This is a genomic window from Novipirellula artificiosorum (assembly GCF_007860135.1).
GTDB classification, from domain to species: domain Bacteria; phylum Planctomycetota; class Planctomycetia; order Pirellulales; family Pirellulaceae; genus Novipirellula_A; species Novipirellula_A artificiosorum.
Map to the genome: position 1 here is coordinate 317,370 of NZ_SJPV01000010.1, position 14,140 is coordinate 331,509.

12 protein-coding genes are annotated in these 14,140 nt (G+C 54.7%); 4 read left to right on the plus strand and 8 right to left on the minus strand.

Going from position 1 to position 14,140, the window contains the following annotated elements; all coding sequences use genetic code 11:
• Positions 1–146: 146 nt before the first annotated feature.
• From Poly41_RS24360 to Poly41_RS24370, 3 genes are read right to left on the minus strand one after another with little or no spacing between them, the layout of a single operon-like run.
• Complete coding sequence (locus tag Poly41_RS24360) at positions 147–1,049, minus strand: HAD family hydrolase (RefSeq protein ID WP_146529796.1); 903 nt, start codon at positions 1,047–1,049, stop codon at positions 147–149.
• Positions 1,049–2,587 (minus strand): glycosyltransferase family protein, encoded by a 1,539-nt coding sequence (locus Poly41_RS24365; protein ID WP_146529797.1) that lies wholly within the window; start codon positions 2,585–2,587, stop codon positions 1,049–1,051. Before Poly41_RS24365 ends, Poly41_RS24360 begins: the two co-directional genes overlap by 1 nt.
• 39 nt (positions 2,588–2,626) lie before the next feature.
• Positions 2,627–3,097: a DUF1499 domain-containing protein gene (locus tag Poly41_RS24370; protein ID WP_231615892.1), complete on the minus strand. Its 471-nt coding sequence runs from the start codon at positions 3,095–3,097 to the stop codon at positions 2,627–2,629.
• A 29-nt stretch (positions 3,098–3,126) separates the two neighbouring features.
• Between Poly41_RS24370 and Poly41_RS24375 the strand changes: the two genes are divergently transcribed.
• Positions 3,127–4,467, plus strand: coding sequence for a replication-associated recombination protein A (locus Poly41_RS24375; protein WP_146529800.1), 1,341 nt, complete (start codon positions 3,127–3,129; stop codon positions 4,465–4,467).
• On the opposite strand, the gene mgtE is transcribed toward Poly41_RS24375, so the two are convergent.
• On the minus strand, positions 4,448–5,785 hold the full coding sequence (gene mgtE, locus Poly41_RS24380; RefSeq protein WP_146529802.1) for a magnesium transporter: 1,338 nt from the start codon (positions 5,783–5,785) through the stop codon (positions 4,448–4,450). The genes Poly41_RS24375 and mgtE overlap by 20 nt on opposite strands.
• Positions 5,786–6,302: 517 nt before the next feature.
• Between mgtE and Poly41_RS24385 the strand changes: the two genes are divergently transcribed.
• The gene (locus Poly41_RS24385; RefSeq protein WP_146529804.1) at positions 6,303–7,412 is read left to right on the plus strand and encodes a DUF1207 domain-containing protein; all 1,110 of its coding nucleotides are present in this window, start codon (positions 6,303–6,305) and stop codon (positions 7,410–7,412) included.
• Here Poly41_RS24385 and Poly41_RS24390 read toward each other — a convergent pair.
• Complete coding sequence (locus Poly41_RS24390; RefSeq protein WP_146529806.1) at positions 7,409–8,692, minus strand: hypothetical protein; 1,284 nt, start codon at positions 8,690–8,692, stop codon at positions 7,409–7,411. The genes Poly41_RS24385 and Poly41_RS24390 overlap by 4 nt on opposite strands.
• A gap of 162 nt (positions 8,693–8,854) precedes the next feature.
• Here Poly41_RS24390 and Poly41_RS34345 point away from each other — a divergent pair, with 162 nt between their 5' ends.
• Positions 8,855–9,001, plus strand: a complete 147-nt coding sequence (locus Poly41_RS34345) for a hypothetical protein (protein ID WP_197231596.1) — start codon at positions 8,855–8,857, stop codon at positions 8,999–9,001.
• Positions 9,002–9,189: 188 nt separating this feature from the next.
• On the opposite strand, the gene Poly41_RS24395 is transcribed toward Poly41_RS34345, so the two are convergent.
• From Poly41_RS24395 to Poly41_RS24405, 3 genes are all read right to left on the minus strand, one after another.
• Positions 9,190–9,564 (minus strand): (2Fe-2S) ferredoxin domain-containing protein, encoded by a 375-nt coding sequence (locus Poly41_RS24395; RefSeq protein WP_146529808.1) that lies wholly within the window; start codon positions 9,562–9,564, stop codon positions 9,190–9,192.
• Positions 9,561–10,460: a DMT family transporter gene (locus Poly41_RS24400; protein ID WP_146529810.1), complete on the minus strand. Its 900-nt coding sequence runs from the start codon at positions 10,458–10,460 to the stop codon at positions 9,561–9,563. The genes Poly41_RS24395 and Poly41_RS24400 overlap by 4 nt, the downstream gene beginning before the upstream one ends.
• 163 nt (positions 10,461–10,623) lie before the next feature.
• Positions 10,624–11,910 carry an MgtC/SapB family protein gene (locus Poly41_RS24405; protein WP_146529811.1) on the minus strand — a complete coding sequence of 429 codons (1,287 nt, stop codon included), beginning with the start codon at positions 11,908–11,910 and terminating at the stop codon, positions 10,624–10,626.
• Positions 11,911–12,144: 234 nt separating this feature from the next.
• Between Poly41_RS24405 and Poly41_RS24410 the strand changes: the two genes are divergently transcribed.
• Complete coding sequence (locus tag Poly41_RS24410) at positions 12,145–13,527, plus strand: SGNH/GDSL hydrolase family protein (RefSeq protein WP_146529813.1); 1,383 nt, start codon at positions 12,145–12,147, stop codon at positions 13,525–13,527.
• The last annotated feature ends 613 nt before the right edge of the window (positions 13,528–14,140 follow it).

Here is a 14,140-nt window from a genome sequence, read left to right on the forward strand (position 1 = left end):
TTGAATTTCCGTCGTGCGGTACAACCGAAAGCGAAGCGGTCTACCGCTCGAAAAACGTCCGCCCGCTCCCGTGAGTCGCTGGAATCGAGTCGTGATCACATTCCTTTTCAGCGACAACGGATGTAAACCTCTCTGCGACTCCTGAGCTACAGACAATCTAACAACTGTTGCAGATCCGTCAGCACCAGGTCTGCTTGAAGGGATTGACACCTCGTGTCGTCGGTTCGAGTCCGACAACTTCGCTTGTCACCGACAAACCATGCCGTTTTCAAACCTGCGGCGGACGCGGCGTAAACGTCGTTGAGCATGTCATTGCCGACGTAGATGGCCTGATTCGGCGATACTCCACATCGATCGAGATTTTGGACCAGATGGTCGAAAAGCATCGGATCGGGTTTCGCACGCAAGAACCGGTTCGAGAATAGACACAGATTCAAGTCGAATCCAGCTTCATCAAGCGACATTCCCAAAAGATCTTCGACCAACCAGGGTGTGAACACTTGCGCGTTCGAGACGATTCCCAACCTCTTGCCGCGTTGGTGGAGTCCAGGCAGCAATTTCGCAGCGCCCGGCATGGGCCAAGTCGGATTGGCTCGCGCCTCGTACTCGGCCGCGAACCGTAACACACGTCGTGGTTGCAGCGTCTCTTCAGGCTCTCCAAACCGCAGTAGCGTCCTCCGCCAAATGTCCAAAATATCGACTTCCGGTTTCACACACGACTCGCTTTCCCGCTGCTGGTTCGTTTCTTGGATCAATCGCCGCATGCAGGCAATGATCTCTTCAGCCGGACGGTTCAGGGCCATGCCCACCGCTGAAAACGCAGAGGCTGGATCGTTTTGATTTTGAATCGCAGGATGCGATGACTCAACCGAGGTCCCGATGTCACCGCTGCCACTGATCACGAGTGTCCCATAAACGTCAAAAATGACCGATCGGATTTCGGGCATTGGTCGCAGTTTGGCTGCGATGGACGTGGGAATCGGTTGCAAGGGATGACGTTGCGAGATCATGGCATCCATCGCACGATCCGTATCGCCAAATGAGGTCATCAAATCACTTCCGTACGGCAAGGAAAAAAGGGACGAGCGGCCGAGACGAGATCGAGTGCCACACCGGCAGAGCGGGGTGGCTTGACGAGAGTGTCGACGCGGGCATTTAGCAGGGAAAAATAGATTGATTGCAATTGCCGGGATTGCTTTTCCGTGCTGTAGCGGTTTTCGATCGTCACTCGATTTTGTCGGATCGTTTCCGGTGCCAATGGGGTCTTGAGTCGATCGGCGATCCCGAATGACCGTTCTTTCACGGCCGTTTCGAATCCCGGGTCCGATGCCATTCGCTGCAAGACATCCGTTTGGCGATCTGGCGTTAACGAGGCAAAATCAATCTCGCCGCTGGAAGGATCAAAGCTAGGAAAATCGGGACGGAAGGCTTCCGGCAGCGATTTCCAGGCGGCATGAAACGCTTCTCGGGATGTGACGATCGATTCACGCAACCATTGTTCGTCAGCCGGGATCGGAATCGAAGCGTATTGCCCAGGCAACTGAACACCGGAGGCAACAAAATCGCGGGTGACGGTCGGCAAATCTCTCGCGACCACGCCTCGATCAGCAAGCCAAGGCTCGAGCATCGCCATACCAAAGCCCTCGGCAACACTGGTGGAGAGGACTCCGCTTGATGCCGCTAAATTCTCCATGAAAGAAACTTCGCGATGATGGCCGCAATCGAAAACCGCTCGCGGTGCAAGTGCTTGGCCGACGCTGCGCCAACGTTCGTAGGACCGCTTCTCGATTGGTGTCTCAGGACACAACGTGATGCCAGCGATGTCATCGCCAGGTAGAAAACGGCTCAACAGGAGGAATTCACCGACGTTCTTGCGCCGGATCCCACGCACCGGATAAAGCCACCATTGGGCGGAGTCAGCCAGTCCGAATGCCGCAGCAACTTTTTGTCTTGACGTGGCGCTGTCGGGCACCCCTTCGGCAAAGTGAACACAATTGGGGAGGCAATGAACCCGGGCATCGTCAATTCCCAGCCCTGTGATCACCGACCGATCGGCATGACTGAGAGTCGCATAGTGGATGGAATCCGTTGAAGGATACAGATAGTCGTCAATGTCGCTCTGCGTGGTCGCGCCGATGGATCGGATAAGATGCAAGTAATTCTCGGGCCGATTGTCCTCCGCGTAGTCGTGGATTTGAAGCAAAAGGCGCCAACCAAGCTTAGCCAAACGACGGATCGCTCCCGGAGCGGCCGTGTTCTTGCCGAGACCGTGATTGTGCCAGTGCAAAACGGTTTCATCACGATCGATTCCGGCGGCAGCAAACTGGTCCACTAACTCCGTGGCCATTGACTCCGCACGAAGCTCCGCGGGTTGATTGGCAGATTCTGCGGAATCGTAATCAAAGTCCTTCAGCAGAATCGGAGTGATGCGATCGGCGGTCTTTTTCGAAATTCCCGATACTCGGGGCCCCGATACCAAGAAAACCCGGTGGGCACCGCCAAGCTGAACGATCGCCTGCACGTGATTCTCGATGACCTGCGTTACGCCTCCACGCTGCATATGACAGTGTAGAATCACGATATTCAATTCCAGCTCCTTTCGATTCTGGGGGACAACCAGCCCTCATCATGTTTTCGACTCACGCTGATCGTACTGGATCTCGTCAAGTTGCATCACCTCCAATCCCGCCAACAACTCTTTCAGGTTGCGAGGATTCTGCCCCAGATCCCCTATGCCGACGCGTGAGCGGCTCTCCGCGTCGAGTCTCGTTTTGCCGTCGATACCCACCAATGTTACGTGAATATCGTCAACAAAACGGAACAAGGGCGTGGTTCGCGTCAAGTGAAGTCGAATCGAAGCATCCAGCTGCGTTTTCGATTCGACGGCCCAGCCGGAATGTCGGCTGGCCCATCGCGAAATCGACTCGGCAACCGATTCGGGGGACGCCTCCAACAAGCGTGGACGCAGATGGACGTCAGCATTCTCGGAGTCGAGTTCGGCAAAGTTCGTCGTAAAATCGCGACTCCAGTTGTCAACTCCCAGCCAAACGGCCAGGATGAATGTGCCGCCGATTGCCACAGCAATCCATGTCAACATTTTTCTTGCCCTTGTTTGAGCCATTGTCGATGCCTAAAAGCCAATCTTTGTTTTCGGATACCGAAGAAGACAACCTTCGCTCGGCTCAACCGTTGGCCGCCCGCTTGCGACCGCGGACTCTAAGTGAATTTATCGGCCAACACCAGATTCTAGGGGAAGGGAAACTGTTGCGGCGTATGATCGATTCCGGTCGACTCGGTTCGATCATCTTGTTCGGCCCTCCTGGAACCGGCAAGACCACCTTGGCACGACTGTTGGCGTCCGAGACCGGCTGCCGGCTGCAAGGTGTCAGCGCCGTAACCAGCGGCGTCAAGGAGCTCCGCGAGGTTCTGTCTTGGGCCCGGGATCTCGTTTCGGTAGGTGAACCGCGACCGATTTTGTTCGTTGATGAAATTCATCGTTTCAGCAAGAGCCAACAAGATGCTCTTCTGCCCGATGTGGAAGACGGAATCGTTTCACTGATCGGTGCAACTACCAGCAACCCCCATTTTGCCGTTAATGGTGCTTTGTTGTCACGAAGCCAATTGTTTGGACTTCAACCACTGGCACCCGCCGAGATTCGCGTCCTGATCGATCATGCGTTGTCCGATCGCGAACGAGGTTTTGGAAATCAGACGATCGATTTAGAAGAAGAGGCGATCGAATTCCTCTGCGAAGCAAGTGAAGGTGATGCTCGACGGGCGCTGTCGGCGTTGGAGATCGCGGTGTTGAGCGCAAACGATCGTGGGGAAACCATCACACGGGACATCATGGCCGAGTCGATCGGTAGCCGGCTAAGCGGCTATGACGGCAGCGGTGACGATCACTATGATTTGATCAGCGCGCTGATCAAGAGCATCCGTGGCAGCGATGTCGACGCCGGGATGTATTGGCTCGCACGGATGCTCGAAGGGGGCGAGGATGTTCGCTTTCTCTGTCGCCGTTTGGTGATTTTGGCAAGCGAAGATGTGGGCAATGCGGATCCCCGCGCCTTGACGATCGCCGTCTCTGCGATGCAGGCGTGCGAGTTCGTCGGATTGCCCGAGTGTCAACTGACCCTTAGCCAAACGGTCGCCTACCTTGCGTTAGCACCCAAAAGCAATGCAGCGACGCTAGCGATCGGCGCCGCACGGCGTGACGTCCGAGAAAAACAGGTCGTTCCTGTTCCGAAACACCTCCGCTGCACCCACTACGCAGGTGCAAAATCGTTGGGGCACGGTGACGGTTATCAGTACAGTCACGACAACGAGGGTGGCGTCGCAGAACAGGACTATTTGGGAGTCGATCGGACCTACTACGAACCGGTGGATCGCGGATTCGAAAAGCAGCTTCAAGCAAGATTGAACGAACTCAACGAACAGCTCGGAAAAGCTAAACCAACAACACGCTAGCCATACTCAAGACCAAGAAAAATCCGAACATGTCGGTGATGGTGGTGAGAATCGGTCCGGATGCGATCGCAGGGTCAAAACCGAACCGCTTCATCAACAGCGGAACCATCCCGCCAATCGATACGGCGACCATCGTGTTCAAACAGAGTGCTGAACCGACGACGAATCCTAACATCGGATCGCCTTTCCATAAAAATGCCGCCATTCCAACCAGCAGCCCTAGGCAAATGCCGTTGATCGTTCCAACCGAGATCTCTTTGCCCCACACTCGCAGCAGTTCGCTGGGTCGAATCAACCCTAATGACAATTCTCGCATACTGACCGCAACCGCCTGATTGCCGCTGCAGCCACTCATGTCGGAAATGATCGGTAGAAAAACGGCCAACGCAATGACGGACGAAAGCGTGTCTTGAAACATGGCGATCACACTTGCGGCAACGATGTTTAGCAAGATGTTGACACTCAGCCACGACAAACGCCGTCGGGCTCGTTCCGCAACTGGCAAACTGCGAATTTCTTCACCGCCGATGATCCCCTGTGATTTCAAGTAGTCGCTACGGTCATGGGCCGCCAACGCATGCTCCATCGCCGTTCGCTGGACCACACCAACCAGTTCTCCGGCAGGGTTGACCACAGGAATGCCAAGGAAGTGATGGTTATCAAAAACGTCCTCCAACGTGTCCATGTCGGTATCATCACGGACCGCAATCGGGTCCTTGATCATCATCTCTCGAAGAGGAGTCGATCGTTTCGCCAGAAATAGGTCTCTCATCGGTAAGACACCGACGAGTCGATCGTTTTCCACGACAAAGCTGTACTGGACGTCGATGTCACGGTACAAATCCGAGTTTGTCGTCAGATCATCAAAGACGCCTTGCACCGTCGTACTGGACTCGAATGCCAACAGTTCCGTCACCATCAAACCGCCGGCCGATTCCGGATCATAGCGGCTGAGTTCCTTGGTTTCTTCCGCCTCCTCGGGCGACATGACATCCAAAATTTGCGACGCGGAATCGGTGGCCAACTCGGCAATCAAGTCGGCCCGCACATCGCTCGTCAATTCCTCCAAGATCAACGCAGCGACGTTCGGAGCAAGCTGCTCAAGAATCTCGGCGGCCTGCTCTTCCACCAAATGCTCGATCAAGTCCGCCGCCGCTTCGGTCGGCAATCCGGTCACCGCGATCGACCGCTCGTCTTCGGACATTCGGTCCAACACAAGCGCGGCATCGTTGACCGCGTCCGATTCGATCAGTTCACGGAGGTCGTCAACCGAAGTCGGGCCAGGCACAATCGTGTGGGTTTCAGGATCCGGAAGCATAGGGATGAAATCGATCAGTGGCGGACGGGGCGCGGGACTCGAGAGCGATGATCGCTCCCAACAGCAATGTAGAGCGAAGCCACCGACGTGCCGAGTCCACTAGATTGTTTGAATCCAGCAGGGTTCTACTGTCGATCGGTGGTTCCTTGCTAGCAAACCGAAGAGGGTTAGCTGGCCTCGATCGCCGAGACAACTTTGGTACGGACAAGGGTCATCTTCGACGCCCTGATGGCCGATAAGACACGTGTTAGTAGATACGTTTGCAGGTGCGGAGGCCCTGCACGCCGCGCAGTGCCGAAGTATTTTCTATCCATTCTTCTTGATTTACCCAGGCTGCCAGGAGCTGCTTGCCAAAGAAGTGTGATTTGTTGTATCAGGTGGGGCTCGTTGTTCCTTCAACCCACCGCTCAGGGATTTTTTGCTCGTTTTTGCTGTCCAACACCTCGGGTGGGTCTTGAAGTTGATTCAAACGTATTGTCGCAGATCACCGCTTGGATGGATTCTGAGCGTTTGTCTGATGGGCAGCTGGCTGGGCAGCGGATTTTCCGCGCGCGCTGCCGATGACGCGCCGCTGCAAATGCCCACGATTGGCTCCCAGGACGGTGAGCTGGAATTGCTCGGAAGCGGCTTGATGACTGAGGCCGAGACCGTGCAGATGCCTCAACCCGGTCCAGCATTCATCGATGAGGAGGGCCCCGTACCGAATTGGGCTTTGGAGTCTGCCGAGTACTACGAGCAGAGCTCCGAGGTCGTGCCGCTGTACGATAACACGAGCAACCGTAGCGTCCAGAGCTATTTCGACGATACCGGTGCATCCCTCGTTCCGAATGCTTCCTATCCCTACGGCGAGCCGAGTTGTGCGGAGCCTTGGACTTGGACGGCATTGCCAGACGGCTTGCTTTGGCATTCCTATCTGGCGGCACCACACGAACCGAGGATTTCGACGGTCATTTTCGGAGACACCGACCATGGCATTTACTGGGATGCGACTCTCGGTGGCCGCGTAGGACTATTGCGATACGGGACCGGTGATGCCCGAGGCGGACAAGGCTGGCAGTGGGACGTCGAAGGCGCCGCGATGACAAGACTCAACATTCGGGAACAGGAAGACGTTGAATCGGTCGACTTTCGATTTGGCACACTGATCACGACGCGTCAGGGCAATTGGGGGGCAAAGTTCGGCTACTTTCACATCAGTTCCCATGTTGGCGACGAGTACTTGATTCGCAACCCGCTGTTCGAACGAATCAACTATGTAACCGAATCACTGGTACTCGGTGGCAGCCTTTATCCAAACGAACGCGTTCGGATCTATGGTGAATCCGCTTTGGCGGTAAAGCGATCCGGGGGCGCAAAGCCGTGGCAGTTTCAAACAGGTTTCGAGTACACCGGTATCCCGGTGAGCCGAACATCAGGCAATCCATTTTTTGCAGTGAATTTGGATCTCCGTGAAGCGGTCGATTTTGATCCCGCGTGGACTCTGCAAACGGGCTGGCAATGGAAAGGCAGCAAATCTGGAAACCAGTTCCGAACGGGATTGCAGTACCATAACGGTCCCACCAGCCAGTTTGAATTTTTCTACGAAGACGAGCACTATCTTGGCGGTGGCGTCTGGTACGACTACTAGGCAACGATCTTGCTGATGTCGATGAGGTGCAGTTGCCGACCCTCGCCCGTGTGGGGTGAGTCAATCACGACCGATTTGCCGTCGTTGCTGTTCCGTGGATGCGTGTCACAGCGCCATTCGCCACTGTACGGAAGTGGTGAATGAAAATGGCCCAAATCCACTTTGCGGCCGCTTGGCACGTGATACAAATACGGGTTTTGGTTTCGCGATTCATCGGGATAGGTGTCGTTCAAGATCCACTGGTTTTCGGTGTTGGGGACGTAGGTGTTATGGCCATTTTTCACCATCACCCCTTCGCCCACGATTTCAACTTTGTCCGTCTGGTCCGTAAATAGATAAAACCCACTCCGTTTTCCGACAGGCTTTGTCCATGCACACACATGTTGTGGATCTCGCCAGATGAAGTGGGAGGTAAATCCGGAAGGATCCAACACGTAACGCTCCGATCCATCTGCGGCGACCGTAAACATCCGTGTCACAAATCCACCCGTTGGTTCTGCGTCGTCACCCTCACTCGTACTGTCTCGCCAGCGATGCAAGACAATGAATCGCGAGCTATCAGGGCTGACTAACAAGTGATTAAAATAGTTCCACTTGTCCAGCAGCCTGTTTCCGTTGTACTCAATCATCGCGGCATCGGCCAGCGAAAAGACAAGTTCGGATTCGCCCGAGTCCATATTCATCTTCCAGACTCCTGAATCCTCCGGTGCACGCTGCCGAGCACACGGATCAGCCAACCCGACGTACCCGTATCCTGGACGCATTCTTTGGATCCGCGAAAAATCTGCCGTGATCGCATAGCTTCCATCGCCGCTGAGTGCATAGATCGGCCGCGGTAACGTGCGCTGCTTTCGTGTCTTGACATCCATCACACGGCAAACATAACGATCGCCTTCACGATCATTCCAAACGACTTCGGTTGTCGATCCCGGTCGCCACTGCAACATGCATCCTTGTTGCCACCCCCAAGCGTGACTCTTGCCCAGTGGAATCCACTGATCTTTTTCGTGCGTGTCCACCATCCCGACGCGAATTTCGTCATCGGCTTTCGGAGTTCGATGTTCAAATGCCACTTGATTGGACAGGACGTATCGATTGCTAGGATCGAACTGCAATTTGTCGTAGTACCCAAACCAGTGGTGTTGTGGTCCCTGTGTGATGGTCCGAACCGGCAGCAAGGATTTATTGGAGTCCGTAAAGGCGTTTGCCGTGATGGCAGGCATCGCAGTCGCGGCCACCATCGACTTGATGGCTTGACGTCGTGTGGAGTGGGGATTCATGTTATGCGTTCCAATGAATACGTTGTGAATGCATTACCACGCTTCTGATCTGCATGGCGTTCAATGGTACCATATTTGTAGTAAGAAAGTTACGAATGCGATGGGGATTGCGATGCGATCAAAGTCGTCACTCACCAAAACTATACGTTTTACAATCCGCTGTTGCATCCACCATTCACTGATTCGGACGCTTCCATTTTGCTGTTTGAGGCGACCTACACCCACACCTTCGCGAACGATCCGCCCATCACCCCTCGCCACGATTACAACCAAGTGCTGTATCGGCTCGATCTAGATGAAGTGGAGTGACCCCCGGCTTTGTCAATTTCTAAAACTGAATCGCCCACGGCACGACGCCAGTGGTCTTCGGTTCAGCGACGATGCGAACCGTATCGGGTGGATCGTTGGGCATGGCCGATTTGCTGGGCATGGCCCATCGAGGATTGAGCCATCAACACGGTAAAAACGAGAGTCCTGACGTTAATGATCTATCTTCTTCAGAGGCTTTTAGAAGCAATGACATATTCTTCCACCGGTTTGCCATTGGCAAGATGTTCCATCAAAATCCGATCGATGACTGCGGGCGTGCATCCACCGTACCAGATTCCATCGGGCATGATGGCCAGGATCGGACCGCCTCGACAGATGTCGACACAGCTGATTTTGACTCGGACGACGCCACCCCGTTTCTCCAATTTGAGTTCTTTCAGGCGTCGCTTCAGATACTTCCACGACTCGACCATCTGCTTCGAACTCGCGCACTTTTCGGTTCTTTGATCCATGCAAACGAGGATCATCTTCTGGTCACCGCCAAGGCCAAGCTTCTCGCATTGCCGCTGAGCGGATTTGAGTGCGGGTTTTAGAGTGCTCAATTGACTGCCATGGGTTTTCGTCGTGATAGCTTCGTATGCAATAATACAAGAATAGCAATCGCGACCGCGCCCGCATAGAAACCGACGCCCAGGGATTGATAATCCGCAAACAAAAGTGCCCCCATCAACATCCCATAAACCGGTTCCAAATTGTTCGCGAAATTGATCGTGAAAACACTCATTCGCTTCAAGAGCTCGACATACTGGCTGAACGCGTAAACCGTGCAAACGACTGCGAGCACAACCAAGTAGATCGAGTCGAACAAGCCGGGACGGAGGTCGAGGCCGCGTCCTTCGCTGAGCCAGTACGCAGAGACGGGGAAACAAAGGCCGCAAAACAGTGCCGCTCCGATCATCTCGTAAAATGCAATCACGCGATGGTCCAGTCGTTTTGCAAAGGGGCTGTTCAAGATCGAAAAGATCGCTGCAACGATGGCCGAAGCGATCGCGACCGCAAAGCCGAGAGAATGATCAAGCTCGCTGCGGACAATCCCAGCGACGGCCAAAATAATTAGGAAACCAAAAACAAGATCGCCTCGTCGAAATTTGGCCGCGGGTAACATCAAGGGTTCGAGGATCGCGGTCCATAGCGACGTGGTGGCCATGCCGACCATGCAGACGGAGACATTGGAAATCTTGACCGCCAGGAAAAACAAAACCCAGTGCAACCCAATCATCGCCCCAACGCACCCCAGACGAAGTGCATCGCGGCGTTCGATTCGAATCTGAGAACGCAGGATCATTGCCAGGGTGCACGCCGCGAGAACACAGCGAAACCAAACCAATTCGATCGCGGGCAGATCGATCAGTTCGCCTAGCACGCCAGTAAAACCCCACATCAAGATGATGAAGTGGAGTTTCAGGTAATCGCGGGTCGACGCGTCAGGATGATTCATTGATGCAACGAGCGGGAGAGCGAGTCGTCGTGGAGGCCGCAATTGTAGCGGTCGACTGGCTAGGATTACATGCTACGCGATTGCATCGACTCGGTTTTCATCCTTTGCGTCTGACCGGAAAATCGACGGGAAATCAATCAGAGACAAACCGCCGTTGAACCGGTCAAGGGTTCGAAAATACGCTGGCGTAGCTTGACGGCAGCAACGTGTCGGGCCAATAAGCGAGCAGTGCCGTTGCGGCAAGGAAGGCGATCGCAAAAAGGATCAGCACGTAAACAAACAAACGACGACTGCCCAGGATCGCGACCGCGACCGCTTTGAAAACGAGGTTCGACATCGTCGCGATCAAAATCACCCGCCAGGCGATGGTCTCGTCGAGATTGCCATCTTGGAACATCTTGGCCGTCGAAAGCGTGATCGCATCCACGTCGGTCAACCCTGAGATCATGGCAATGACGTACAATGCTTCATTGCCAAAGTGATGTTTGGCGGCGGCAACAATGAAAAGAACGACCGCATAAAGTGCTCCGAACACGATCGCGGGTTTCAGCTGCGACGGATTTTCATGATCGGGCAATTGCGTGTCGGTTCGACGAAGCAACAAGAGCAGCACGATGCATTCGAGAACCATGACGGCCAACACGATTGCAATCGGTGGCAGCGCCGCTTGCAGCAACTTCGGCGCAACCAACGCGATCTCGCCTATCACTCGAACATTGACGATGGTCGACGCAATCACAATGACAAGGGCTGCGATGGAACTGATCGATGGATTGCTCTTGGTCTGCCTTGCGTAACTGACCGTTGTCGCGGTGCTGGAAATGAGCCCGCCCAAGATGCCACCCAGAATGGCACCCACCCCCGCCCCGAGGACCTTGTACAAGACATACGCGACCATGCTGATGCCGACGATCAGGACGACCATCAGCCAGATCTTGTAGGGATTCAGCACTTGATAGGGGCCATACGTCTGATCGGGTAAAAGGGGAAGAATCACCAGCGAGATCAAAACCAAGTTGGTGATCCCGCGCAGGTCGTTTTCACCGATTCGTGAAACCCAGTCGTGCAAAAGTCGCTTCCATTGAAGCAACACGGAAACGACGCCCGTTACGACAATGGCGGGACCATTCATGCCGTAGCCCAATGCAACACCCACCCCAAACATCAACAAAGCAGCCGATTCGGTGGTAATCCCTGGATCGACCTTGCCGGCGTTCACTTTGATCAGATTCGCCATGACCAACAGCGACGCGACGCCGAGCAAACCCGCGCCAATCGGCCATTGAGACTGTCCCCCCGAAACCAACGCCATGATTGCCCCAAGCATCGTGATCAACGGAAATGTCCGAATCCCCGCGACTTCGGATGCTTTCCATTGTCGTTGCAGGCCCACCAGCAGCCCAAGGCCAACCGACAGCGCAATCGCCAGATAGGATTCGGAGTTCGGCATGGGTCCTAGATCAAGGATCGGGCAAATCGACACTTCTCGCTGTCTGACGGCAATCACGTCTCCGTGAGGCAACTCGCTGCTACCAGCCAGACCACTCCATGATAGTCACAAATGGGGGTGGCGACACAGCGAAGTGGCCTCAAGCAATCGCGATTTACTTTTGCTACAATGCGACCTCCTTAAACAACGGTCCATTTGGACCGCGTCCTTTCCATCCCACCAAGAACATTCCCCATGAGATACAGCGCACTCTTGATCCTCTTCACCGCCACCTGGGCTGCGTCGGTTGCAATGGGTCAAACGGTTTCGGAGCGGAACGATGTATCGCCATCCGTCAAGCCCGTAACCTTCGGTCCGTATGATTACGAGGTGAAACCCGATCACGAGGCGTTTGAGATATTCCATCCTCGCCGTGCACCGCAAATCGGGCCTTTGCTGTTAAAGACTGGTGACCGACTTGCGATCTGTGGTGATTCGATTACCGAGCAAAAACGGTACTCACGGATCATGGAGACTTACTTGACCGTTTGTGTTCCACAGCTGAAGGTCACTTGCCGCCAATATGGATGGAGCGGCGAGAAAACCGATGGTTTTTACAACCGAATGGACAAGGATTGCCTGAGCTTCCAACCGACCGTGGCCACGTTGGTCTACGGGATGAACGATTGTCGTTATCGCCCGTTTGATGTGACCAATGGTCAATGGTACGAGGACCACTACACCGCCATTGTCCGCCGCTTCAAACAAGCCGATGTGCGCGTTGTTGTAGGATCGCCTGGCTGTACGGGCAAGGTTCCGCACTGGGTCAAGACACGAAGCGGTACGCTGGATGAACAAAATTTGAATCTCTGCGCCCTACGCGACATTGCGATTGACGTGGCGGAAAAAGAGAACGTGCGTTTCGCAGATATCTTTTGGCCCATGTATCAGGCGCAAGTCTTCGCACCGGGGCAACATAACGCCACGTCCGAAAAGCCCTACGACGTAGCGGGGAGCGATGGAGTGCATCCTAATTGGGCCGGTCATGTCATCATGGCATGGTCGCTGTTGCGATCGCTCGGCCTCAATGGCGACATCGGTACGATCACGATTGATTTGGACAAGCAAGCCGCAGCCGCGAGTGAAGGCCATCAAATCGATAGCTATTTGGGGGGCGTCGCGACCATCACGAGCCAACGATACCCTTTCTGTGCCCGCGGTGATCTTCACAGCGACGCGAGTATCCGCTCGGGAACGACATTGGTGCCCTTCACCGAAGACTTGAATCGCTTTGTCTTGAAAGGGGTTGGCGCGAAACCAGGGCAATACGAAGTGCGATGGGGCGATCAATCCAAAACGTTCTCCGACCAGGAGTTGGCAGCGGGGATTCATTTGCCCGTCGAGTTTCCAGAGAATCCGTTCTGCGAGGCCTTCGATCGTGTTGACGGTGCGGTGGCCGAAAAACAAGCCTTTGAAACCAAGCAAGTCAAAGCCATTTTCCATGGAGCCCCGGGCAAAGCCGACTTCGAGAAAGCGGTTTTGGAGACCGAAGCCGAACGAGCCCCCTTGGCCCAGGCCGTCGCCGACGCAGTCGTGCCCGTCACGCATACGATCAAGATCACCCGCATTGCGGGCTAATCCACGGTGATTGCATCGATCGTACGGTACGCCGAAGCCAGCTTCATTCCGGCATTCGCTAGAGCATTTTTACGAAGGACGTAGGTTCTCGCGCACAAGGAAACGGGGTCAGCCGATCACCGGGGGTGACCAAACAAGCCAGGGGATCAGGCAGATATGCCGCAATCGAGTAACGTCCCCCCCGTTACGAGGTCGTCCGGTTTTTAAGTTGTGACGAATACAGTGTTTCGGTATCCAACCACCCCTGCCCGCGCAGAGCTCGTTGTACCCCACATCCTAATCCGGTGATATTTTTTTGGCTCCTGGTCCGAATGTGTTCCATGCGTTGGACAGGTCGTGGCATCGTTGCATTCCGATCCACAAGGTCCTCGTCGCTTGTCCGATTTTTGCGAAGGTGTAAGCTTGCTGAGGCTCTTGCGCACCTAGGTTTTTTGGCTCATCCGGCGGAAGCGTGCGCAGGAGGTTTTCGAGGCATCTCTCCGGTGTCCCATGATTGCTGGCAGGAGCTATTTTCACTTGTTATCGTGCCGTTGCCGGTAGAAACGGAGTCGAGCTCTGCAGAGGTGCAACTTGACAAGGGATATCCCGGTCGACGGTGCGCCAAGGGTGCTAC